This is a genomic window from Pseudomonas sp. HT11, assembly GCF_044875395.1.
GTDB lineage: Bacteria > Pseudomonadota > Gammaproteobacteria > Pseudomonadales > Pseudomonadaceae > Aquipseudomonas.
Window position 1 is genome coordinate 1,978,475 of sequence record NZ_CP173217.1, and the last position, 22,681, is coordinate 2,001,155.

General features: G+C 61.1%; 21 protein-coding genes, 4 tRNA genes and 1 pseudogene. 19 read left to right on the forward strand and 7 right to left on the reverse strand.

The window, feature by feature from the left end:
- Positions 1 to 21: 21 nt before the first annotated feature.
- From ABWL43_RS09030 to ABWL43_RS09050, 5 genes are all read left to right on the forward strand, one after another.
- Entirely contained in the window at positions 22 to 465 is a 444-nt protein-coding gene (locus ABWL43_RS09030) for a hotdog fold thioesterase (protein ID WP_262206911.1), read from the forward strand.
- Positions 466 to 562: 97 nt separating this feature from the next.
- Complete coding sequence (locus ABWL43_RS09035) at positions 563 to 1,366, forward strand: alpha/beta fold hydrolase (RefSeq protein ID WP_145164950.1); 804 nt, start codon at positions 563 to 565, stop codon at positions 1,364 to 1,366.
- Positions 1,363 to 2,217 carry an alpha/beta hydrolase gene (locus ABWL43_RS09040; protein WP_404487453.1) on the forward strand — a complete coding sequence of 285 codons (855 nt, stop codon included), beginning with the start codon at positions 1,363 to 1,365 and terminating at the stop codon, positions 2,215 to 2,217. The genes ABWL43_RS09035 and ABWL43_RS09040 overlap by 4 nt, the downstream gene beginning before the upstream one ends.
- A gap of 102 nt (positions 2,218 to 2,319) precedes the next feature.
- Entirely contained in the window at positions 2,320 to 3,138 is an 819-nt protein-coding gene (locus ABWL43_RS09045; RefSeq protein WP_262206908.1) for a DUF4892 domain-containing protein, read from the forward strand.
- Between the two features lie 73 nt (positions 3,139 to 3,211).
- Complete coding sequence (locus ABWL43_RS09050) at positions 3,212 to 4,273, forward strand: AI-2E family transporter (RefSeq protein WP_145164944.1); 1,062 nt, start codon at positions 3,212 to 3,214, stop codon at positions 4,271 to 4,273.
- On the opposite strand, the gene ABWL43_RS09055 is transcribed toward ABWL43_RS09050, so the two are convergent.
- Both ABWL43_RS09055 and ABWL43_RS09060 read right to left on the reverse strand, forming a co-directional pair.
- Positions 4,270 to 5,304, reverse strand: coding sequence for a HAMP domain-containing sensor histidine kinase (locus tag ABWL43_RS09055; RefSeq protein WP_145164942.1), 1,035 nt, complete (start codon positions 5,302 to 5,304; stop codon positions 4,270 to 4,272). The genes ABWL43_RS09050 and ABWL43_RS09055 overlap by 4 nt on opposite strands.
- Positions 5,304 to 6,068, reverse strand: coding sequence for a response regulator (locus ABWL43_RS09060; protein ID WP_242195020.1), 765 nt, complete (start codon positions 6,066 to 6,068; stop codon positions 5,304 to 5,306). The genes ABWL43_RS09055 and ABWL43_RS09060 overlap by 1 nt, the downstream gene beginning before the upstream one ends.
- A 261-nt stretch (positions 6,069 to 6,329) precedes the next feature.
- Between ABWL43_RS09060 and pyrF the strand changes: the two genes are divergently transcribed.
- Positions 6,330 to 7,028, forward strand: a complete 699-nt coding sequence (gene pyrF, locus ABWL43_RS09065; protein ID WP_017734306.1) for an orotidine-5'-phosphate decarboxylase — start codon at positions 6,330 to 6,332, stop codon at positions 7,026 to 7,028.
- A 122-nt stretch (positions 7,029 to 7,150) separates the two neighbouring features.
- On the opposite strand, the gene ABWL43_RS09070 is transcribed toward pyrF, so the two are convergent.
- Complete coding sequence (locus ABWL43_RS09070; protein WP_262206904.1) at positions 7,151 to 8,158, reverse strand: NADP-dependent oxidoreductase; 1,008 nt, start codon at positions 8,156 to 8,158, stop codon at positions 7,151 to 7,153.
- 228 nt (positions 8,159 to 8,386) lie between these two features.
- On the opposite strand from ABWL43_RS09070, the gene ABWL43_RS09075 reads away from it, so the two are divergent.
- The 4 genes and pseudogenes from ABWL43_RS09075 to ABWL43_RS09090 all read left to right on the forward strand — a co-directional run bounded on the left by ABWL43_RS09075 (position 8,387) and on the right by ABWL43_RS09090 (position 12,846).
- Positions 8,387 to 9,148 carry an SDR family oxidoreductase gene (locus tag ABWL43_RS09075; protein WP_262206902.1) on the forward strand — a complete coding sequence of 254 codons (762 nt, stop codon included), beginning with the start codon at positions 8,387 to 8,389 and terminating at the stop codon, positions 9,146 to 9,148.
- Between the two features lie 203 nt (positions 9,149 to 9,351).
- Complete coding sequence (locus tag ABWL43_RS09080) at positions 9,352 to 10,764, forward strand: PLP-dependent aminotransferase family protein (protein WP_404487454.1); 1,413 nt, start codon at positions 9,352 to 9,354, stop codon at positions 10,762 to 10,764.
- Positions 10,765 to 11,760: 996 nt separating this feature from the next.
- Positions 11,761 to 11,985 (forward strand): annotated as a pseudogene (locus ABWL43_RS09085) (HAMP domain-containing protein); the annotation flags it as partial.
- An 18-nt stretch (positions 11,986 to 12,003) separates the two neighbouring features.
- Positions 12,004 to 12,846 (forward strand): methyl-accepting chemotaxis protein, encoded by an 843-nt coding sequence (locus tag ABWL43_RS09090; RefSeq protein ID WP_370004739.1) that lies wholly within the window; start codon positions 12,004 to 12,006, stop codon positions 12,844 to 12,846.
- A gap of 39 nt (positions 12,847 to 12,885) precedes the next feature.
- On the opposite strand, the gene ABWL43_RS09095 is transcribed toward ABWL43_RS09090, so the two are convergent.
- Positions 12,886 to 13,698, reverse strand: a complete 813-nt coding sequence (locus tag ABWL43_RS09095; RefSeq protein WP_404487455.1) for an alpha/beta fold hydrolase — start codon at positions 13,696 to 13,698, stop codon at positions 12,886 to 12,888.
- Positions 13,699 to 13,813: 115 nt separating this feature from the next.
- Positions 13,814 to 14,584: a hypothetical protein gene (locus ABWL43_RS09100; protein WP_370004417.1), complete on the reverse strand. Its 771-nt coding sequence runs from the start codon at positions 14,582 to 14,584 to the stop codon at positions 13,814 to 13,816.
- A gap of 358 nt (positions 14,585 to 14,942) precedes the next feature.
- Between ABWL43_RS09100 and ABWL43_RS09105 the strand changes: the two genes are divergently transcribed.
- From ABWL43_RS09105 to gltS, 5 genes are all read left to right on the forward strand, one after another.
- A tRNA-Glu gene (locus tag ABWL43_RS09105) sits at positions 14,943 to 15,018 on the forward strand.
- Positions 15,019 to 15,021: 3 nt separating this feature from the next.
- Positions 15,022 to 15,097: transfer RNA gene (locus ABWL43_RS09110), tRNA-Gly, on the forward strand.
- Positions 15,098 to 15,201: 104 nt separating this feature from the next.
- Positions 15,202 to 15,277: transfer RNA gene (locus ABWL43_RS09115), tRNA-Glu, on the forward strand.
- A gap of 3 nt (positions 15,278 to 15,280) precedes the next feature.
- Positions 15,281 to 15,356, forward strand: a tRNA-Gly gene (locus ABWL43_RS09120).
- Between the two features lie 201 nt (positions 15,357 to 15,557).
- Entirely contained in the window at positions 15,558 to 16,769 is a 1,212-nt protein-coding gene (gene gltS / locus ABWL43_RS09125) for a sodium/glutamate symporter (RefSeq protein WP_145166081.1), read from the forward strand.
- Between the two features lie 11 nt (positions 16,770 to 16,780).
- Here gltS and ABWL43_RS09130 read toward each other — a convergent pair whose 3' ends face one another.
- A complete protein-coding gene (locus ABWL43_RS09130) occupies positions 16,781 to 17,572 on the reverse strand; it encodes a LuxR C-terminal-related transcriptional regulator (protein WP_404487456.1) in 792 nt (263 codons plus the stop codon).
- Between the two features lie 139 nt (positions 17,573 to 17,711).
- On the opposite strand from ABWL43_RS09130, the gene ABWL43_RS09135 reads away from it, so the two are divergent.
- The 3 genes from ABWL43_RS09135 (at position 17,712) to ABWL43_RS09145 (ending at position 19,377) form a co-directional block, all read left to right on the forward strand.
- Positions 17,712 to 18,815: an extracellular solute-binding protein gene (locus tag ABWL43_RS09135; RefSeq protein WP_404487457.1), complete on the forward strand. Its 1,104-nt coding sequence runs from the start codon at positions 17,712 to 17,714 to the stop codon at positions 18,813 to 18,815.
- Between the two features lie 38 nt (positions 18,816 to 18,853).
- Positions 18,854 to 19,066 carry a hypothetical protein gene (locus ABWL43_RS09140; RefSeq protein WP_404487458.1) on the forward strand — a complete coding sequence of 71 codons (213 nt, stop codon included), beginning with the start codon at positions 18,854 to 18,856 and terminating at the stop codon, positions 19,064 to 19,066.
- Positions 19,067 to 19,131: 65 nt separating this feature from the next.
- Positions 19,132 to 19,377 carry a hypothetical protein gene (locus ABWL43_RS09145; protein ID WP_404487459.1) on the forward strand — a complete coding sequence of 82 codons (246 nt, stop codon included), beginning with the start codon at positions 19,132 to 19,134 and terminating at the stop codon, positions 19,375 to 19,377.
- A gap of 23 nt (positions 19,378 to 19,400) precedes the next feature.
- Here the strand turns inward: ABWL43_RS09145 and ABWL43_RS09150 are convergent, their stop codons facing one another.
- Entirely contained in the window at positions 19,401 to 20,882 is a 1,482-nt protein-coding gene (locus ABWL43_RS09150; protein WP_404487460.1) for a PLP-dependent aminotransferase family protein, read from the reverse strand.
- 77 nt (positions 20,883 to 20,959) lie between these two features.
- Between ABWL43_RS09150 and ABWL43_RS09155 the strand changes: the two genes are divergently transcribed.
- Positions 20,960 to 22,621, forward strand: coding sequence for a M24 family metallopeptidase (locus ABWL43_RS09155; RefSeq protein ID WP_404487461.1), 1,662 nt, complete (start codon positions 20,960 to 20,962; stop codon positions 22,619 to 22,621).
- The last annotated feature ends 60 nt before the right edge of the window (positions 22,622 to 22,681 follow it).

The window sequence follows — 22,681 nt, forward strand, 5'->3', positions numbered from 1 at the left end:
TAAAACCAATAAGGACACTTCATGAGTTTGTGGCGCACCCAACCAAATATCGAGCAACTCAACGCGAGCCAGAAAAACACCATTGGTGAACTGCTGGACATCCGCTTCGAAAGCTTCGACGACGAGTCCCTGACCGCCAGCATGGTGGTCGACCATCGCACCCATCAACCCTACGGCCTGCTGCACGGCGGTGCGTCGGTGGTGCTGGCTGAAAGCGTCGGTTCCATGGCGGCTTACCTGTGCATCGATGCCAGCAAGTTTTATTGCGTGGGCCTGGAGGTCAATGCCAACCACCTGCGCGGTGTGCGCAGCGGGCGGGTTACGGCGGTCGCCCGGGCGATCCATATCGGCCGTACCACTCAAGTGTGGGACATTCGCTTGACCAGCGATGAGGGCAAAGCCAGCTGCGTGTCGCGCCTGACCATGGCCGTGGTACCGCTGGGCGAGAACCCGCCGGCGCGATAGGCGTGGCGTGAGTGTCATCATTCCTGGCGGTTACAGTCATTGCTGTAACGGCCGGGCATGGTGACAATCAACTTCTGTTTTTGCAGATGGATCCGGTATGTCGCAGCACGTGTTTTTTGCCCACGCCAATGGCTTCCCTTCGGCCACTTACGGCAAGTTGTTTGCCGCCCTGGCCCCGGAATATGCCGTGGCTCACCTGCCGCAACACGGTCACGACCCCAGGTTTCCGGTGGACGACAACTGGCAGAACCTGGTGGACGAGTTGATCCACCATCTGCAGTTGCAGCCGGAACCGGTGTGGGGGGTGGGCCATTCCCTGGGCGGTGTGTTGCATTTGCACGCGGCCATGCGCTGTCCGCAGCTGTACCGCGGCGTGGTGATGCTCGATTCGCCGGTGCTGACCCGCGCTGACCGCTGGGTGATCCGTGCCGCCAAGCGTTTCGGCTTTATCGACCGCCTGACCCCGGCCGGGCGTACGCTGGGCCGCCGTGAAGAATTTGCCGATCTGGAGGCCGCGCGCAGCTACTTTGCCGGCAAGACGCTGTTTCGCGGGTTCGATCCGGAATGCTTTGACGCGTACCTGCAACACGGCTTGCAACAGGTGGGCGATCGCCTGCGCCTGCGCTTTGATCCGGCCACTGAAATCAGCATCTACCGCGGCGTGCCTCACACCAGCCCTGGCCAGGTTCGTCAGTTGAAGGTGCCGTTGGCGGTGGTGCGCGGCCGTCAAAGCCGCGTGGTGATGCGTCACCATGCCAGCGGCGTCGACCGCCTGCCGATGGGCGAAATGCTCACCATGCCCGGCGGTCATATGTTTCCCCTCGAACGCCCGCAGGACACCGCGACCTTGATCAAGAACCTGTTTTCCCGCTGGGCAGCCCGCGAGCGCAGTTGCGCATGAGCACGCCCGTCGAAGAAGTCCGCCTGAGCCTGCCGCACATCGAGTTGGCGGCGCATTTGTTTGGTCCCGAAGACGGTTTGCCGGTGATCGCCCTGCATGGCTGGCTCGACAATGCCAACAGCTTTGCGCGGCTGGCGCCGAAGCTGCACGGTTTGCGTATCGTCGCGTTGGACATGGCCGGTCATGGGCATTCGGCGCACCGTCCTGCCGGCGCCGGTTATGCCCTGTGGGATTACGTCTTTGATGTGTTGCAAGTTGCCGAACAGCTGGGCTGGAAACGTTTTGCATTACTTGGCCACTCCCTCGGCGCCATCGTCTCGCTGGTGTTGGCCGGCGCCTTGCCGGAGCGAGTCACGCACCTGGGCTTGATCGACGGCGTGGTCCCGCCCACCGCCGCGGGCGAGAGCGCCGCCGAGCGGCTGGGCATGGCGCTGCAGGCGCAACTGAACCTGCAGGACAAGCGCAAACCGGTCTACAGCTCGCTGGATCGCGCCGTGGAAGCACGCATGAAAGGCGTGGTGGCGGTCAGTCGCGAAGCCGCCGAGCTGTTGGCCCAGCGCGGTTTGATGCCGGTGCCGGGCGGTTACACCTGGCGTACGGACAGCCGCCTGACGCTCGCCTCGCCGATGCGCCTGACCGATGAACAGGCGATGGCTTTCGTGCGGCGCGTGGGTTGCCCTACACAGCTGGTGGTCGCGGCTGACGGCATGCTGGCGAAACATCCAGAATTGCTTTCTCAGCTACCTTTTACGGTGAACACGCTGCCCGGCGGCCATCATTTACACCTTAATGATGAGCCCGGCGCGCTGCTTGTTGCAGACTGTTTCAATCGGTTCTTCCACGCGCCTTGACTTGACGCGGGCAACTGCCGAGGCTGGGCGGATTGAAAGGGAGTCAACCATGAACGCTATGAACACTGCTGCGACCTCTAATGGCCAGGGCTCACCGATCCGATGAGCCTGCGCAAAGGATGTATCCGTGCCCTCGGGCTGTGCTGTTTCAGCCCTTTGGTGTTCGCCGCCGACCTGCCGGGAAGCCAGGATTTACCTGCCGTTGCCCGTCAGACCGATGCGCAAATCGTCGATTACCGCCCCGCTGAAGAAAAGGAACGCATCTACCCGATGGGCGCGATCCGCAAGATCAGCGGCCAACTGCGTTACGAAGGCCAAGCCACAGCGCGTGGCCAGACCACCGCCATCACCTATGAGCTGCCCGCCGAGCACACTTCCAGTGCCGCGTTTACCGCGACGCGCGAAGCGTTGCAGGCCAAGGGCGCGCAGCTGTTGTTCTGGTGCCAGGCTCGCGATTGCGGCGAAAGCAGCCTGTGGGCCAACGAAGTGTTCGGCAACGCCAAACTGGTCGGCGCCGATGGGCAGCAGGAATACCTGCTGCTGCGTCTGGCGGCGCCGCAGGACAATTCCCTGGTAGCGCTGTACGGCATCACGCGCGGCAACCGTCGCGCCTATCTGCATGTTGAACAGCTCGACGCCAGCGCGCCGCTGGGGGACTTGCTGCCCACCTCGGCCACCTTGCTGCGTGAGTTGAAAAGCACCGGCGAACTGGACTTCCCGGTGTTGGGCGCCGAACCTGACGCCACCTGGCTGACCCTGATTTCCCGTGGCTTGAACCTCGACGCCACCTTGCGCGTCAGCTTGACCGGGCCGACCGCCGAAGCCTGGCGCCAGGGCCTGATTGACAGCGGCGTACGCGCCGCGCGCATGGAAACCGGCAGCGGTGACGCTAAGGGTTTGCACCTGCATCTGATACGCTGACCCGCAACAGGGCGAACGGACCCGCGCCGTTCGCCTAAGCTCTCTTCCTACAGCCTTATTCTCGAGATACCCGATGCTCAATAACGATCGCCTACTGGTGCAAATCCTGCTGCTGGTGTTGTTTGGTGCCAGCTTCTGGGTGATGGCGCCGTTCTGGTCGGCGCTGTTCTGGGGCGCGGTGCTGGCGTTTGCCAGCTGGCCGCTGATGCGTTTGCTGACCCGCTGGCTGGGCGGCCGGGAATCCCTGGCGGCGGGCATTCTGACCCTGGGCTGGATGCTGCTGGTGGCGGTGCCATTGGTGTGGCTGGGGTTCAACCTGGCCGACCATGTACGCGACGCCGTGGGCCTGATCAAGGATATCCAGGTTGACGGTCTGCCGGCCGCGCCGACGTGGCTGGGTTCGATTCCATTGGTCGGTGAGCGCCTGGTGGCCACTTGGGACAGCATCGACCAGCAGGGCGCGGCATTGATGGTCAGCATCAAGCCGTACCTGGGCCAGGTCGGCAACTGGTTGCTGGCGCGCAGCGCGCAGATCGGTGGCGGTATTCTCGAATTGACCCTGAGCCTGGTGTTCGTGTTTTTCTTCTACCGCGACGGGCCGCGCCTGGCGACGTTCGTGCATCGCCTGCTGGAACGCTTGATCGGCGACCGTGCCGGTTACTACATCGAGTTGGTGGCCGGTACTGTGCAACGCGTGGTCAACGGCGTGATTGGTACCGCCGCCGCTCAGGCGTTGCTGGCGCTGATCGGCTTCCTGATCGCCGGCGTGCCGGGCGCGTTGGTGCTGGGCATCGTCACCTTCCTGCTCAGCCTGATCCCCATGGGGCCGCCGCTGGTATGGATCCCGGCCACGGCCTGGCTGGCCTGGAAGGGCGATTACACCTATGCGGTGTTTCTCGGTGTGTGGGGCACGTTCATCATCAGCGGCGTCGACAACGTGCTCAAGCCGTACCTGATCAGCCGCGGCGGCAACCTGCCGCTGGTGATTGTGCTGCTGGGCGTGTTTGGCGGGTTGATCGCCTTTGGCTTTATCGGTCTGTTTATCGGCCCGACCTTGCTGGCGGTGGCCTACAGCCTGCTGACGGATTGGAGCGCGACCCAGGCGCAAGTGCGTCGCGAAGACAAACCCCTTTAAGCCCTCGGCAACCGCATCACGGCGGTCAGGCCGCCGCCTGGGGTTTCCTCCAGGCTCAGGCTGCCGCCGAGGCGTTCCACCGCTTCCTTGGAAATCGTCATGCCCAGGCCGACGCCGCCGGAGTTGCGGTTGCGTGAGCCTTCCAGGCGAAAGAACGGTTCGAATACGGCCTCACGTTTATCCGCCGCAATCCCCGGCCCGTGGTCGATCACACGGATGACCAAGGCTTCGCGGCTGTCGCTCAGTTCCACCCGCGCCGTACCGGCATAACGCAGTGCATTGTCGATCAGGTTGTTGAGGCACGAGCGCAGTGCCATCGGCTGCACTTGCAAAGGCGCGCAATTGCCCGCGAACTGCACATCAGAGCCCTGGTCCTGGGCGTTTTCGCTGAGGGATTCGACCAGCGCCTGCACGTCGAGCCAGTGCCGGGTTTCGCTGGTGCGCTGTTCGTGCAAGTAGCTCAGGGTGGAGTCGAGCATGTCGATCATGTCGTCCAGGTCCTGGCGCATCTGACCTTGCAGCTTGGTGTCTTCGATCTGCTCCAGACGCAGCTTGAGGCGTGACAGCGGGGTGCGCAGGTCGTGAGAAACGGCGCCGAGCATGCGTGCACGCTGGCTGACTTGCTCGCGAATGCGTTTTTGCATCAGGTTGAAGGTCGATGCAGCCTGGCGCGCCTCGCGAGGCCCGGACTCATTGAGGGGTGGGCTGTCGAGGTCGAGGCTCAAGCGTTCGGCGGCTGCGCTCAGGCGCTGGATCGGCCGGCTCAGCAGTTTGGCGCCATACCAGGCGGCAATGATCAGCGAGATAAACTGAAACGTCAGTGGCACCATCGGGCCACCGAACCAGGGGCGATGGTGCTTGGGCAGCGGCTTCATCGTTCCATCCGGCTGCTCGACAAAGGTTTCCTGAGGCGGCGGCGGTGGCGAGCCATAGTGGTGAAACCAAAAGAACGCCAGCACGTGGGCCAGCACAATGGCCACCAGCAATACGCCGAACAGCCTGCCGAACAGCGTATTGAAGGTGGCGCGCATCAGCCGATATCCCGCGCGTCAAACAGGTAGCCTTCGCCGCGGACAGTCTTGATCAACTGCGGTGCCTTGGGGTCATCGCCCAGCTTCTGGCGCAGGCGCGAGACCAGCAAGTCGATGCTGCGATCAAACGCCTCGATGGAACGGCCGCGCGCGGCATCGAGCAATTGTTCACGGCTCAGCACGCGGCGCGGGCGTTCGATAAACACCCACAGCAGACGAAACTCGGCGTTGGACAGCGGCACCACGAGGCCGTCGTCGGCCACCAATTGGCGCAGTACGCTGTTGAGGCGCCAGTTGTCGAAACGGATATTGGCGCGCTGCTCGGTACGGTCATCGCGTACCCGGCGCAGGATGGTCTGGATGCGTGCCACCAGCTCGCGCGGTTCGAAGGGTTTGGACATGTAGTCATCGGCGCCCAGTTCCAGGCCGATAATGCGGTCGGTGGGTTCGCAGCGCGCGGTGAGCATCAGGATCGGGATGTCCGATTCGGTGCGCAGCCAACGGCACAGTGACAGGCCGTCTTCGCCCGGCAGCATCAGGTCGAGCACCACCACATCAAAGGTTTCAGCTTGCATGGCCGTGCGCATGGCGGTGCCGTCGGTGACGCCGACGGCGAGAATATTGAAGCGCGCCAGGTAGTCGATCAGCAGTTCACGAATCGGTAGATCGTCATCGACGATCAGCGCACGGGTGTTCCAGCGCTTGTCTTCGGCGATCACCGCGCCTTTTTGCTCTTCGTTTACAGAGACGGTAGGGATATGCATAGTGCGATCATCTGCCTGGGTTGTTGCTGTCAGCATAGGCGCCCAGCTCCATGGCTGGAAGTGCTGGACGGGCGGTCATGTGCGCGAGGCTAGACGTGGTGCGTGTTGAGGGCATGTCGTGAATGTATCAGCCTTGACACAATTGCCCTAAATGCCGGGTTACGGGCGCTCGATCAGTATTTTACCGATCATCGGATCCCGCAACGGCGCCGCTTGCGCTACAATCCGCGCCGATTTCGACTTGCCTGAGAGCCCATTCCAATGTCCGTCTGCCAGACTCCTATCATCGTCGCCCTGGATTACCCCACTCGTGACGCCGCACTGAAGCTGGCTGACCAGTTGGACCCCAAGCTTTGCCGGGTCAAGGTCGGCAAGGAACTGTTCACCAGTTGCGCCGCCGAAATTGTCGGCACCCTGCGTGACAAAGGCTTCGAAGTGTTCCTCGACCTGAAATTCCATGACATCCCCAACACCACCGCCATGGCAGTCAAGGCCGCGGCTGAAATGGGCGTGTGGATGGTCAATGTGCACTGCTCCGGCGGCCTGCGCATGATGACGGCCTGCCGTGAAGTGCTGGAACAGCGCAGCGGCCCGAAACCGCTGCTCATTGGTGTGACCGTGCTGACCAGCATGGAGCGCGAGGACCTGGCCGGCATCGGCCTGGATATCGAGCCTCAGGAGCAGGTATTGCGCTTGGCGGCGCTGGCGCAGAAGGCAGGTCTTGATGGTCTGGTGTGCTCGGCGCTGGAAGCCCAGGCCTTGAAGACCGCTCACCCGTCGCTGCAACTGGTCACTCCAGGCATTCGCCCGGCGGGCAGTGCCCAGGATGACCAGCGGCGCATTCTGACGCCGCGTCAGGCACTGGATGCGGGTTCGGACTACCTGGTGATCGGTCGCCCGATCAGCCAGGCGGCGGACCCGGCGAAAGCCTTGGCGGCAGTGGTCGCCGAAATCGCCTGAATATCGCTGAGCTAAAATGTGGGAGCGGGCTTGCTCGCGAAAGCGGAGTGTCAGTCACCGGATGTGTGTCTGATACACCGTATTCGCGAGCAAGCCCGCTCCCACATTTCGATCCACAGTGGTCAGCTGACTTTCAGCACCAACTTCCCGAAGTTCTCGCCGTTGAACAGCTTCATCAGCGTTTCCGGGAACGTCTCCAGCCCCTCGACAATATCCTCCTTGCTCTTGAGCTTGCCCTGCGCCATCCAGCCGGCCATCTCCTGCCCGGCCGCGGCAAAGTTCGCGGCATGGTCCATCACCACAAAGCCTTCCATCCGCGCGCGGTTGACCAGCAACGACAAGTAGTTGGCCGGGCCTTTCACGGCTTCTTTATTGTTGTACTGGCTGATGGCACCGCAAATCACCACCCGCGCCTTTAACGCGAGGCGGCTGAGTACGGCGTCGAGGATGTCGCCGCCGACGTTATCGAAATACACGTCCACGCCTTTAGGGCATTCGCGCTTGAGGGCGGCTGGCACGTCTTCGCTTTTGTAGTCGATGGCTGCGTCGAAGCCCAATTCATCCACGAGGAATTTGCACTTGTCGGCGCCGCCGGCGATGCCGACCACGCGGCAGCCTTTGATCTTGGCAATTTGCCCGGCAATGCTGCCCACCGCCCCGGCGGCGCCGGAGATCACCACGGTTTCGCCGGCCTTGGGCGCGCCCGTGTCGAGCAGGGCGAAGTAGGCGGTCATGCCCGTCATGCCGAGGGCGGACAGGTAGCGCGGCAGCGGCGCGAGTTTGGGGTCCACCTTGTAGAAGCCGCGCGGCTCGCCGAGGAAGTAATCCTGCACGCCCAGCGCGCCGTTGACGTAGTCACCCACTGCAAATTTCGGGTTGTTCGACGCAATCACCTTGCCCACGCCCAGCGCGCGCATCACTTCACCAATGCCGACGGGCGGAATGTAGGACTTGCCCTCGTTCATCCAGCCACGCATGGCCGGGTCCAGGGACAGGTATTCGTTGTGCACCAGCACTTGCCCATCCCCTGGCGTGCCCACCGGCACTTCCTGGTAGGTGAAGGTCTCCCGTGTCGCCGCGCCGACCGGGCGTTTGGCGAGCAGGAACTGGCGGTTGGTCTGGGCAGTCATGGCAAAGGACTCTTTAGAAATGAACCCCAAGTGATAGACCTCTAACGGCCTGAGAGCAAGGTTGCGCGAGAGGCGCGAATGCCCGCCGATAGGCCTGGTTGATAGTGAGGCTGGTGGCCTTATCACTGCGATTCATACACAGCCAACCGGCCTTCTGATAGTGCTGACGCGCCCGTCCTGCGGTTGGCTAGACTCGGCCCACGGCTATTTTCCCCACAGGACATCCCCATGAGCATGACGTTTTCCGGCCAGGTCGCCCTGGTCACCGGCGCCGCCGCCGGTATTGGCCGTGCCACCGCGCTGGCATTTGCCGCCGAAGGCTTGAAAGTGGTGGTTGCCGACCTGGACGTGGCGGGCGGCGAGAGCACCGTTGCGCTGATTCAACAGGCGGGCGGCGAGGCGTTGTTTGTGCGCTGCAACGTCACGCTGGAAGCCGATGTGCAGCAGTTGATGGCGCAGACTGTCGCCGCCTATGGTCGGCTGGACTACGCCTTCAACAATGCCGGGATCGAGATCGAGAAGGGCAAGCTGGCCGACGGCAGCCTGGATGAGTTCGACGCGATCATGGGCGTTAACGTCAAGGGCGTGTGGCTGTGCATGAAACACCAATTGCCGCTGCTGCTGGCCCAAGGCGGCGGAGCGATCGTCAACACCGCTTCGGTGGCGGGGTTGGGGGCAGCGCCGAAGATGAGCATTTATGCGGCGTCCAAACATGCCGTGATCGGCCTGACCAAATCGGCGGCCATCGAGTACGCGAAAAAGAAAGTCCGCGTGAATGCGGTGTGCCCTGCGGTGATCGACACCGACATGTTCCGGCGTGCCTATGAAGCCGACCCGCGCAAGGCTGAGTTTGCCGCCGCCATGCACCCGGTCGGGCGCATCGGCAAAGTCGAGGAAATCGCCAGTGCGGTGCTGTACCTGTGCAGCGACGGTGCCGCGTTCACCACGGGCCAGGCGTTGGCGGTGGACGGTGGCGCGACGGCCATCTAGGACTCGGCGCCACTGCATATTCGAAAAGGCCAGGGGCGCTGTGGGGCGTTTCCAGGGCTGGCACAAGGCCTCGTCAGAATGTGTATCAGTAGGTAAATAATCCAATAAAATCAATACTTTAATAAATTTCGGCGACAGGTCGAACCCGGCTTCTGTGCTTAACTGTTTGGGGTTGAATAACAGACAGTTGAAGTGAGTGGCTCATGGATTTAGGCATCGATCGACAGGCCCTTGTACCGGTGGTGCAGCAAATCGTCAGCGCGGTGGCGCAATGGATTCGCACGAGCGGGGCAAGCCCGGGCACGCGCTTGCCGTCCATCCGGCAATTGGCCCTCGACAACCTGCTCAGTCAATCCAGCGTCATCGAAGCCTTTGAGCGAATGGTGGCGCAGGGGGTGTTGGTGGCAAAACAGGGCTCGGGGTTTGTAGTGGCCCAGCCGCCGGTTTCCCTTGAAAGCCACTGGTATGAAGGCGCCGAGCTGGGCTGGGGCGCCTACGTCGATGGCCCGTTGGGCGAGTTGAAACTGGGCTGCGGCTGGCTGCCGGACGCCTGGCGTGAAAGCGATGACATTTGTTACGCCATACGCGAAGTCAGCCGCACCGACACCGCCGGGTTGTTCAACTACAGCACGCCGCTGGGGTTGCCGGCACTGCGTGAGCAACTGCTCAAGCGCCTGACACAGATGAAAGTGCCCAGCAGCCTCGACTGCATCCTCACCACCCATGGCGCCAGCCATGCACAGGACCTGCTCATACGGACGTTGCTCAAGGCTGGCGATACGGTGGTGGTCGAGACGCCCGGGTATGCCAACCTCTACCGTCAGTTGGAGCGCCACGGCGTCACGCTGCTGCACGTCCCGCGCACGCTGGGCGGCCCGGATATCCCGGTGTTGGAGACGTTGCTGAAAAGCCATCGCCCCAAGTGCCTGTTCATCAACTGCCTGTATCACAATCCGACCGGCACCAGCCTGTGCCGCGCCGTGGCCGAGCGCCTGCTGCAATTGGCGAGCAGCGAAGACTTCCTGATTGTCGAGGAGGACGTCTACGGCGACTTGCAGCACGCCAGTTGCACACGGCTGTCGGCGCTGGCCCATGACGGTCGGGTGATTTATATCTCAAGTTTCTCCAAGACCCTCAGCAGTGCCCTGCGCGTGGGGTATCTGAGCGCCAGCGCGGCGATTATTGCGCCAATGGTGACGCTCAAAACGCTGACAGGCATCGGCACGTCGCGGTTTGCCGAGGCGGTGCTGGCCACGCTGCTGGCCAATGGCACCTACCGTAAGTGGGTGCAGCGCCTGCGCAAGCGCTTGAACACACAAATGGCCGCGACCCTGCAGGTGCTGGAGGACGAGGAGTGGGAGGTGTTCGCCGTGCCCGCCGGGGGCCTGTTTGTGTGGGCCCGGCCCGGCAGGGGCGATCATTCACGCTTGCTGGCCTGCGCCCGACGGAACGGTGTGTTGTTGTCGCCAGGGGCGCTGTTCAATCCCAAGGGCGAACACAGCGACTGGCTGCGCATCAACGTGGCCTATGCTGCTGATCAGCGGGCGCTGGCGTTGTTCCGTGCCATGGGGCCTGCCAGATCGACCTCGACCATTCTGAAAACGACGGGCATGTAGCTTTTTGCCATTATTGTGGCGCCAACGTCTTGTGCCGCTGGCTCGTCGTTGCGAATCTCGCTGCATGGAAACCGGGCTCGATGGCATCTGCCATTGCAAGAGGATTCAAGTGCAATGATTTCAGGCGTGCAACGACGTTTCGCCAACCTCGGTATGGCGAAGAAACTGAGCTTGGGTTTCGCTCTGGTGCTGCTGTTGACGGCGCTGGTGGCGGCCATTGGCGTGTGGTCCCTGCAAACCGTTGGCCAGCGTTTTGAAGGCCTGAAGGCCATGTCATCGCTCAACAGCGGGTTGCTCAAGGTGCGCCTGATCGAGCAGGACTATGCGCTGCACGCCGACCCCAAGTCCGTCGATGCCCTGCATGAAAGTGTCGATGCACTGGCGGCGATGGCCGCCAGCCTCAAGGCTCGGTCAGCCACGAATGTGCCAGTGATGGGCGATGTCGAGCAGGCGTTGGCGGCGTATCGCAAGGCATTCGACGAGTTTGTCGAACTGACCCAGACCAAGGACCTGGCGCTGGAAATGGCCAGTTGGTCGGTGTCCAGTGTGGCCAATAACCTCGATGTGCTGCAGGCCGGCCTGGCCGACGATGGCGCCTATGGCCTCAAGGAAAGCCAGGGCAAGGACGGCGCCGAGTTTATCGAACAGGCCGGGCAGGTCAGCCAGGTCTCGCGGCTGATGTTGCAAGCCATGAATGAAGCGCGCGTGCGCCTGGATCAGAGCCGCAAGGCCGATGCCGACAACGCCGAGCAAGGCAAGATCGAACAGGCCGACCAGGCCCTGGCGCAAGTCGAGCAGTTGAAAACCTCGGTCAAGGATGCGGGTTACCAGACCGTGCTCAATGAAGTCTCCGGGCATATCGCGGCATTCAGCGAAAAACTCGGCGAGTACACCGGGCTGCTGGCCCAGGAAAAAGTCGTCTACAAGCAGTTGCATGACCGCGCCGACCAAGTGGTCAGCCGGGTCAACCAGGCGTACGACGCCGAAGACCAGTCCATGCAGGCGCAATTGAAGAAAAGCGCGTTGTTGATCATCGGCTCCTCAGCCCTGGCGCTGCTGGTGGGCTTGATCGCGGCGTGGGTGATTACCCGGTTGATCGTGGCGCCGCTGCGCACGGTGATCGCCGTGGCCCAGCAGATTGCGTCCGGCGACCTGAGCGGGCGGATGGAAGTCAGCCGCCGCGATGAAATCGGCCAGTTGATGCAGGCGATGCAGCAGATGGGCAGCGGCCTGAGCCAGATGGTCAGCGGGCTGCAAGCGGGCATCGAACAATTGGCCAGTTCGGCGCATTCACTGTCCAGCGTCACTGAGCAGACCAATGTTGAGGTCAGCAGCCAGAAGGAAGAGACCGAACAGGTTGCCACGGCGATGAACCAGATGACCGCCACGGTGCACGACGTGGCGCGTAACGCCGAAGAGGCCGCGCAAGCCGCGCAGACCGCCGATGACAAGGTCGACAGCGGTCAGCAAGTGTTGCGCCAGAGCCTGCAACGGATTGAATTGCTCGCGTCCTCCAGCACCAGTGCCAGCGCGAGTATCGAAAGCCTGAGCGCGGAAATCCAGAATATCGGCACGGTACTGGGCGTGATCAAAAGCGTGGCCGAGCAAACCAATCTGCTGGCCCTTAACGCCGCCATCGAAGCCGCCCGCGCCGGCGAGCAGGGCCGAGGGTTTGCAGTGGTGGCCGATGAAGTGCGGGCGTTGGCCAAGCGCACGCAGCAATCGACCGAGGAAATCGAGCGTCTGGTCAGTACGTTGCGCAGCGCGGCGCAGTCGTCGGTGCAGCAGATCCAGCAGAGCGGCGAGCTGGTGAAGTTGGCGGTCAGCGATGCGCTGGAAACGGAGAGCGCGTTGGGCAGCATTGCTGCGGCGGTGTCATTGATCCAGCAAATGAATCAGCAGATTGCCGCGGCAGCCGAGGAGCAAAGCTCGGTAGCCGAAGAGATCAATCGCAGCGTGACCAGCATTCGTGCGAGCGCCGATCAGTCTGCGTTGAGCATGCAGGGCAATGCCGCGTCGAGTATCCAGCTGGCGCAGTTGGGGGCGGAGCTCAAGGGCATGGTGGGGCATTTCCGCCTTTGATCGCAGCGGGTGAGCCGCGATCAAAGGGCAGGGCGCCGATCAGGCGTGGTTGGCGAGGAAGGTCAGCAGCGCTTCATTGACGAAGTCCGGGTTTTCCCGGGCCGAGATATGCCCCGCGTCGGGAATCAACGTGAGGCTGCAGCCAATCAGTTCAGCCATTTCCTGTGATTCGGCGGGCGGCCGCGGTTTGTCCTGTTCGCCGCACATCACCAGCGTGGTGTCCGAGTCCAGGCGGGGCAACTGGTCCAGAATGTTCTCGCGGCTGAAGATCAGGCGACCCAGTGGCACGATGCTGTTCAGCAGGCGCTCTTTGGAAAAGGCCTGCAGCGCCTTGCGAAAATCCTGATACAGGGCTGACTCGCGGTCGATGCCAGGGCGGAAGAAAATCGGTGCAACCACATCCAGCAACGGCTCGGGGATGGCGCCGGCGTCTTCGATCATCTTGAACAACGAGAAGTAATACTGGCGCGTGGCGTCGGGCTCGGCGCCCAGGTAGGTGTCCATCAGCACCACGCTGTTGATGCGCGCCGGTGCCAGCAACGCCAGGCGCGCGCCCCACATGCCGCCGACCGACAGGCCGACCAGATTGATTTGCGCGATATCCAGCTGATCCAGCAGCGCCAGGGCCTGGCGCGCGAGGTCGTCGAGGGAGTGGGTTTGCGTCGGCAGCGGGCCGGACTCACCGTGGCCCCACAGTTCCGGCACGATCACGCGGTACTGTTGCGACAGGGCTTCAATTTGCGGGGCCCACATGTCGCGGTCCCACAGGTAACTGGAACCCAGCAGGACGACCGGGCCGGTGCCCTGGTCGACATAGTGCAGCGGTTGTCCATCAATCACGGCAACAGGCATAGCAGGCCTCTAACTTCACGGAGTGAGGGGCACTTTTTTACGCTAGTCGGGGGCGGGCGGATAGATGCAAAGTGATGGCATGTGGCGACCCGAGGTCGCCACATGGGGCAGGGGATCAGTCGTAGATGACTTTCTTCTTCCATTCGGCGTCGGCGTCGACGACTTTCAGGCCTTCGGTCAGCTCGTTGACTTCGTCTTCGGCCGGCTTGCTGTTGGTCAGCACCGTGGAGTTGGCGCGGGCCAGTTGCGATTCCAGCAATTGCAGTTGTGCACTGTAGAGCACCGGCTCCGGCTGTTTGCGCAAATACTGCACGCCACGCTCGAACGCCAGGCGTGCCTGGCCAGGCTGGCCTTGTTGCAGGGCGTGCTGGCCCAGGTTGTTGAAGAACTCAATGTGCAGCAACACCAGGATATGGCGAATTTCCTTAATCCAGTGCTTGGCTTCGTTGGTCGGCAAAAAACCGTCCTGGGCGGCACGGGTCACTTGACCGTGCAGCGCCTCGAGCAGGAAACGCACGTCCTTGGCCTTGGCTTCGGTCTGGATCGGCGCGGGCGGGTTGGCCACCGGGATCGATTCGCCCTGGCCGATCAGCGCGTTCAGCTCAGCGATCCGCGCCTTGAGCGGCGCGCTGGATTTTCTGAGGTTCAACAGGCGCTGGGTGACGTTGAGTTCCAGGCGAGTCAGCAACAGTTTGAGTTTCGGGGTCATCAACTGGCCGGGGAACGTCTCGGTGATCTCACCGCAACGACGCAGCCGATCGTTAAGCTCGATTTCGGTGCGCTGCTTTTCCAGCTTGTTGTTTTCCACCACGTGGTTCATGTAGCCAATGGCGATCAGTATTACGATCCCGGCTATTACCAGCAGGGTGATCATGAGTGGTGTCACCGGTGTGACCTCTTTATAGGGTTTGCTGTGGAGTGTAGTGACTGGGCCATCCGACGGATAGGATTGTTCGACCAGTTGCCCAGGTAGTTTCTTCTATATAGGTAAGCGCTCCCTGCGTGGATGCACATTGCCATCATTTGTCTGGGCGAACTATAGCGCCTTGTCGGGCGCCAGAATATAGGCGTCAAAGCCCGGACGGGCACAACGCCCGCAAAGGCCTGGAAAGCAGGGCGAAGTCATTGATTTAAATAAATTTATCCTTGGGGGTTGACGACCTTTCAATCCATCCATAGAATGCGCGCCACTTACAGCGTAAAGCACACAGCGAAACGCGGTAGGGAGTGAATGTTGTACGTGTGTCCCCTTCGTCTAGTGGCCTAGGACACCGCCCTTTCACGGCGGTAACAGGGGTTCGAGTCCCCTAGGGGACGCCATATGCGGGAATAGCTCAGTTGGTAGAGCACGACCTTGCCAAGGTCGGGGTCGCGAGTTCGAGTCTCGTTTCCCGCTCCAAATTTAAGCAGTGTGGCCTTCGGGCGACACTGAGTGAAACCAGGGCATAATCTTCGGATTTAATCTCTGGGCACTGAAATACACACCATGTGTTTCAGTAGCGTGTCCCCTTCGTCTAGTGGCCTAGGACACCGCCCTTTCACGGCGGTAACAGGGGTTCGAGTCCCCTAGGGGACGCCATTTGCGGGAATAGCTCAGTTGGTAGAGCACGACCTTGCCAAGGTCGGGGTCGCGAGTTCGAGTCTCGTTTCCCGCTCCATATTTAACGAAAACGCCGATCAGTGATGATCGGCGTTTTTGTTCGTGTCGCTTTTTTGCCTGCAAAACACACCACGCGTGTAGGCCATGTGCTGATGTGCGTAGGAATAGTCTGTAATCAATGTCGGGTAGCTGTGTACCTGTTCCGCTGTCTCTACTCTGGCCAGCCCATTTTCCTTGTTTACTTCAAAGGACTGTCCAGATGCTTCAGCTCGATTTCTATTCAACCCTGGTCGCTGCCTCCCTGGTGCTTTTATTGGGCCGTTGGCTGGTGGCCCGGATTGGCTTTCTACGTGCCTACAGCATTCCGGAGCCAGTAGCCGGCGGCCTGTTGGTTGCCGCTCTGCTGCTGGCGTTGCGTGCGCTGGCGGATGTCGAAGTTCGCTTCGACACATCCTTACAAACCCCATTGATGCTGGCGTTTTTCGCCACGATTGGCCTGAACGCAGATTTCGCCAGCCTGAAGCGAGGCGGGCGCGTGCTGGGTATTTTCCTGCTGGTCGTGACGGCCCTGTTGGTGGTGCAAAACGCCATGGGCATCGCGTTGGCCAAGGCGCTGGGGCTTGATCCATTGATGGGCTTGCTGGCGGGCTCCATCACCCTGTCGGGTGGGCACGGCACGGGCGCCGCATGGGGCGCGGTGTTCAGTGAGAAGTACGGCGTGGCCTCCGCGTCTGAACTGGCGATTGCTTCGGCGACCTTTGGTTTGGTGCTGGGGGGCTTGATTGGCGGCCCGGTCGCGCGTCTGTTGATCAAGCGCGTCCAGGTGCCTGGCGTTGAACACTCGCAGCCGCGGCGGCCCAAAGGCTTTGAGCGCCCCGATCAGGAACGCATGATCACCTCGTTTTCCTTTATCGAAACCCTGGCCCTGTTGGCGATCAGCTTGCAGGTTGGCACGTGCCTGAGTGGTGTCATCCAGGGCACCGCCTTCGAGTTGCCCACCTTTGTCTGCGTGCTGTTTGTCGGCGTGGTGCTGCGCAATGGCTTGTCGGCGCTGGGTTGGCATCAGGTGTTTGAGCGCGAAGTGTCGCTGCTGGGTAACGTCAGCCTGTCGTTGTTCCTCGCGATTGCCTTGATGTCGCTCAAGCTCTGGGACCTGGCGGCGCTGGCGTTGCCGATCGTCATCCTGCTGGCTGCACAGGCGCTGTTGATGGCCCTGTTCGCGATTTTCGTAACGTTTCGGGTGATGGGCAGCAACTACGATGCGGCGGTGCTGGCGGCCGGGCATTGCGGTTTCGGATTGGGCGCGACACCCACCGCCATTGCCAATATGCAGGCGGTGACACAACGCTTCGGCCCCTCGCAGATTGCCTTTCTGGTGGTGCCGATGGTGGGGGCGTTTTTCATTGACATCACCAATGCGGTGGTGATCAAGCTGTTCCTCGCGCTGCCATTTCTCGGCACGGCGGGCTGAGGGCCGCGCCTTCAGTTCACCGCGTAGACGTCCTGTTTTGGCATGAAGAAACGCGCAAAGAGTTCGGACTGGGACTTGATGTTCAGCTTGGTGTAAATGTTGCGCCGGTGCACTTTCACCGTTTCTGTCGACAGGAACAGTTTGCCGGCGATTTCTTTGTTGGAGAACCCGCTCAACAGCAACTTGAGCACGTCCTTTTCACGCGTTGTGATCTGGCTGCCCAGTTGAACAATTGCCTGCGACCAGGGCGGTGTCTCATTGAGGTTTTTTTCAACGTCGATCTCAAAGCACATACGCTGGTGCATCAATGCCAAAACCCAAGGCTTGATGATATCCAGTGTGGTGATCTGTTCCGGGCTGTAGCGCACGTTACTGCCAAATGAAATACACAGCGTCCTGTCCTCATCGAGCTGAACGTTGTACTGCACCTCATCCACCGAGACGTACTGGGCGAAATACTGATGGTAATACTCGGTGGTCAGAAAGTGCTCCGGCGCTATGTCTGACAGGTGGAAAAAGCCACTCTGCGGGTTTTCCCGGTTGGCAATGTAGAACGGGTCCAGCAGGTACAGCCCTTTGAGGTAGCGCTGAGTCAGGGCATCCACCTCCTCGGCATCGGCCACTTCAGTAAAGCTGATGACGTTGACTCGTTGATCGCTGAAAACCAGGACAACCCAGTTGTCGATCTGCACATATTCATTCAACACGCGAACCAGCGAGCTCCAGAAAGCCGGGCGATTGAGCTCCATGATCAGCTTGCCGGCCGATCGGTGCCAGGCCAGGTTATGAAGGTCGAGTGACATGTTCTACCCCTTTAGGGTTAGGCGTTCATAGGCGCGAGCTAAGTACTTGTAGGTATTTACTATTCGACGACGCCGGGTATATTCACCTCCCAGCGGATGCAGGCCATGAAGGCCTGTCGTTTTTGACAAGGATAGTTATATGAGTCAATCACATTTGCGAGCCATTTTTTTGGCCTCGCTTGTCTGTGTGGGTATCAGCGCGCCCGCAGCGGCGGCGCAACCTCAGGTGAATCTGTACAACTGGTTCGGGTTGATCGCGCCAGAGACGCCCAAGGAATTCGAGCAAAAAACCGGCGCGCGCATGCACGTGGATGCCTTCGACAGCGCCGAGATCATGCAGAGCAAAGTCATGGCCGGGCGCACGGGCTATGACGTGGTTGTCGCCACCTCCAATGTCTTGCCCGGCCTGATCAAGGCGGGCGTGCTTGCACCGCTGGACCGCGACCAACTGAGCAACTTCTCCCATATCGACCCAGAGATGTTGGCGCTGCTTTCGGTGAATGATCCGGGCAACCGCTACGCCGTGCCTTACCTGTGGGGCACCACCGGGATTGGCTATGACGTTGATAAAGTCAAAGCCGCGCTGGGTGACAACGCCCCGGTGGACAGCTGGGACCTGATCTTTAAAGAAGAAAACATCAGCAAGCTCAAGTCCTGCGGCGTGGCGATGCTCGACTCGCCCAGCGAGGTCATTTCGATCGCGTTGAATTACCTCGGCCTGCCGAGCAACAGCCAGAACCCTGAGGATTACCAGAAAGCCCAGGCGCTGCTGTTGAAAATCCGTCCCTATATCCTCTACTTCGACTCATCCAGAACCGACGCCGACTTTGCCGATGGCAATATTTGTGTGGTCGTGAGCTGGGCGAGCGGGGCGCTGACGGCACAGGCCATCAATGAGAAAAACAACACCGGGCGCAAAATTGCCTACAGCCTGCCGCGTGAGGGTGGGTTGGTGTGGTCGGAAAACTTTGTGCTGCTCAAAGATGCGCCCCATGCCAAGGAAGGTCTGGCGTTCATCAATTACATGCTTGAACCGCAAGTGATTGCCAAGAGCTCGAACCACACGCTTTACCCGAACGCTAACAAGGACGCCACTGAGTTCGTCGAGCAGAAGCTGCGCGACAACCCGTGGATTTATCCTGACAAAAATACGGTTGCCACCCTTGTTCCGCTTGAGCCACTACCGTTGAAGTTGGAACGAATCCGCACGCGCGTGTGGACCAAGGTCAAGAGCGGTACGTAACCCCGCTGGGTATTCATCTTTATTGGCAGAGGGCTTACATGGCTATTTGCAAAAAAACCAAAGCCGACACTTATCAATTAGTGACGCTGATAAAGATGGTTGAGGCCTATGAGGCGCAAAGCACCCACAGCCTTACGTCACTGGGTAATCAAGAACAACTGCTGAGCCGCATCGAGGCATTGCTCCATAAACATGATGGGGGAGTCGCTCGACGAAAGTCGATCAGCGCCGGCGTATGCATGGGGCCATAACGTCCCAGCGTTATCCGTCGGCAGACCAAGGGGCTGTCGCAGCGTTTTCAGGGAGGAGAAAAATCATGCGCCTAGCGGCTGACCCATACGTTTTGAAGCCGGACGAATACCAGGCCTACAAAGACATCGAAGAACAGATCGGCCATTGCACGCCCGAGCAAGCCTGGGCGATGTATTACGTCTCGAGCGGGATGGTGCGCGAGTTCATCACGCTGGCGGTGATGGAGCATATCGGTCGGGGCAATCGGGCGCTGTTGCTCGAGTTTCCCGATCTTGCCCGGCTTCAAAACAGCGGCCATGGCGCGCTCTAGCGGGTGTCGATGCGTGCGTGTGATCAACGCCTGCTCATCACCTTTGCCAACCGCAGTGTGGCTTCCCGGATCTCATCCCGATCAAGCGAGGCGAACCCCAGGCGCAGGGCATTTTCCGGCACATTCAGCGGTGAAAACTGACGCGCACTGCGCACCACCACGCCCTGGCCCCGGGCTGTGGCGAGCAACTGATCGACGTCGGTTTCATCCTGGAAGCGAACCCAGAGGGCCAGGCCGCCTTCTGGCTCTCGCACCTGGATTCGATCGCCAAATGCGCTGTGCAAACAGCTGTGCAGCACCTCTCGACGCGCCACGTATTCTTTCGAAACACGGCGCAGGTGCTTCTTCAATTCCCCCTGATTGATCAGGTCCGCGAGCATTTTTTGTGCAACCGCGTCGGTGTCGCCTACCACCAGTGCTGCGCTGTTCTGCAGCACCTCAATCACGCTGGCCGGAGCCACCACATAACTGCAGCGAAACGTCGACCCCAACGCCTTGGATAGCGAGCCGATGTAGATCACATGGCGTTGCGCGCCATCACTGGCCAGCGGCAAATAGGGCCGCCCGTTGAAGTGATATTCGTGGTCGTAGTCTTCTTCGATCACGCAGAAATTGTGCTGCGCCGCCAACGCCAGCAGGTGTTGCCGACGGGCCGCATGCAGGCTCACCGTGGTGGGAAACTGGTGGTGCGGCGTGAGGTAAATCATCCTTACATCATGTGCGTGACATAACTGCTCGATGTGGTCCGTGCGACAGCCTTCATCGTCCATATCGACGGTGATCAAATGCGCGCCGAGCTTGCGGAAAATTTCCCATGCCGGCGGGTAACTCAGGCGTTCCACCAACACCACATCACCGGGTTTGATCAGCAGGCTGGCCGTCAGGTACAGCGACACCTGAGTGCCGGGCGTGAGGCAAATATTCTCGGCGCTGACTGTCAGCCCGCGATTGTTGCGCAGCATCTCTGCCAGCGCGCAACGCAATTCATAGCCGGTGCCCTCGCTGCCGTAGCGCACCGAGTTGGACGCAAAACTGCTGCGCAGGGCATTGCGGTAATAGCGGTGTAAAACGGCCTGGGGCAGTAAGCGGTGGTCGCAGGCACCGTTATCGAAAAACAGCGCGTCATGCCGATGCTGCAGGGCGATGACTTGGGCATTCTGCTCGAAATACGGCACCACTGGCTGCGCCAGCAGTGGTGGCGCAAAGGAGTGCTGCGCGCGGCTGGACGCGGGCTTGGGTGCCAATTGCGTATTGACGAACGTGCCCCGGCGCGGCTCGCTGATCAGCCAGCCTTTGGTCGACGCTTCCTCGTAAGCCAGGATCACCGTCTTGCGGTTGACATCGAGTATCTGCGCCATTTCCCGTGTGCCCGGCAGCAGCGTGCCGGGCGGCAGCCGTCCTTCGAGGATGGCCTGCACCAGGCCTTCGGCAATCTTGCGATAAGACGCCTGGGGAGTGCGCTCGTCGAGCTTGAGCAGTGGGCGCCATTTACGCATCTGGACCATGTGAAGTATCCAAAACTGGAGGTTTTAATGGGCCTAGTCTAGCGCAACAATCAAGCCTCACTGACCCCGAGGTGCTTATGAACACACGCCATGTCATCGAACTCGCCCCCTCGGGGAAAACCTTTGAAGCCGGCGATGAGCTGTTGCTGGACGCGATGCTCGCCAGCGGCTTGTCTGTGCCGTTCTCGTGCCGGCGCGGCGCCTGTGGTTCGTGCAAGGTGGTGGTCACGCAAGGCCACTACCGCGCCAAGCAGCTGGCGCCGGGCGCACCCGCGCCGTGCTACCCGCTGGCAGCGAATGAAATGCTCTTGTGCCAAAGCCACGCCTGCGCCGACATGCGCCTGGAGATTCCCGGTTGGTCGCTGGACACACCTGCGTTGGTGGTCGAGGCGACGGTGCTGAGCAAGCGTGCCCTGAGCCCCGACATCATTGAGTTGGTGGTGATGCCGGACAGGCCGTTGGCCGTGCGGCCGGGCCAGTACCTCAAGTTCCGCCTGGGCGATGGCGACTCGCGCTGTTTCTCGATCGCCAACCTGCCGGCCGACGGCGATGGGCGCCTGGTGTTTCAGATTCGCCGGGTGCGCGGCGGGCTTTTTTCCGAGACCCTTCTGGACAGCCTTGAGGCTGGCGATCTGTTGACGCTGGAGGGGCCTTTTGGTGCCTGCACCTGGCAGGACGATGACGATGCGCCTGTGGTGCTGTTCGCCACAGGCACCGGCTACGCGGGTATCAAGCCGATCCTGCTGAGCGCTTTGAAGCAGGATGTGGAGGTGACGTTTTACTGGGGCGGCGCGCAGGCGGCAGACTTTTACGACCGCGTATTTCTGGATCAGGCGGTCATCGACCACCCGCGTTTTCACTGGCACCCGGTATTGGCGGCGCAGGGCAGGGTGCAGGAAGTGGCGCTCAGCCATGGGCACCGTTGGGAGGCGGTTCAGGTGTATGCCTGCGGCAACGGCGGCATGATCAGCCAGGCGCGTGCCGATTGCCTGGACGCGGGTTTGCCGAGCCATCGTTTTGTCGCCGAAGCGTTTGTGCCCAGTGGCCAGTCGAGCGCCGACACGCTGCTCAATGGACTGGATGAAACCTGGGAAAAAGTCGGCCCTCGGTACTCGCTGGACGGCATGCTCGCCGCGCGTGAAAAAACCATCCGCGCCCTGGCAGCGATTGCCAGCCAGCTCAAAGTCGGCATGACCACCGGGCAAGCCCTCGACATGGCTGCCGCGCAATTGCAGGCCATGGGTGCCTCCCACACCTGGCACCCGACGTACATTCGTTTTGGCGACGACACGGTTCGCCCGCCCAGGGAAGGCATTGACCCACTGCGCACGCTGCGTGCCACCGATATCGTGGTGGTCGACCTCGGCCCGGTGTGGGACGGCTATGAGGGCGACTATGGCGACACCTTCGTCTTCGGCGAGTCAGCGCTGCACCGCGATTGCTTCAAGGTCTTGCATGAAGTGTTCGATGAAACCCGCGAGGCCTGGATGCGCGGCATGACCGGCTGTGAACTCTATGACTTTGCCGAGGAACGGGCCGTTTCCAAGGGCTGGCGGTTGTCGCGCAACCTGGCCGGCCACCGTATTGCGGATTTCCCCCACGCCTTGTTCGGCAACCAGGAATTGGCCGCGCTTGAGATCACGCCGAGTGAAATGGTGTGGGTGCTGGAGATCCAGCTCTGCCACCCCACCGAGCCGGTCGGCGGGTTCTTTGAAGATATCCTGATGCTTGAGGCTTGAAGGGCTACAGCGCAGCCCGCCATGGCCGCGGGTTGCGAAGCCTGGTAGGCCATTTCCCTG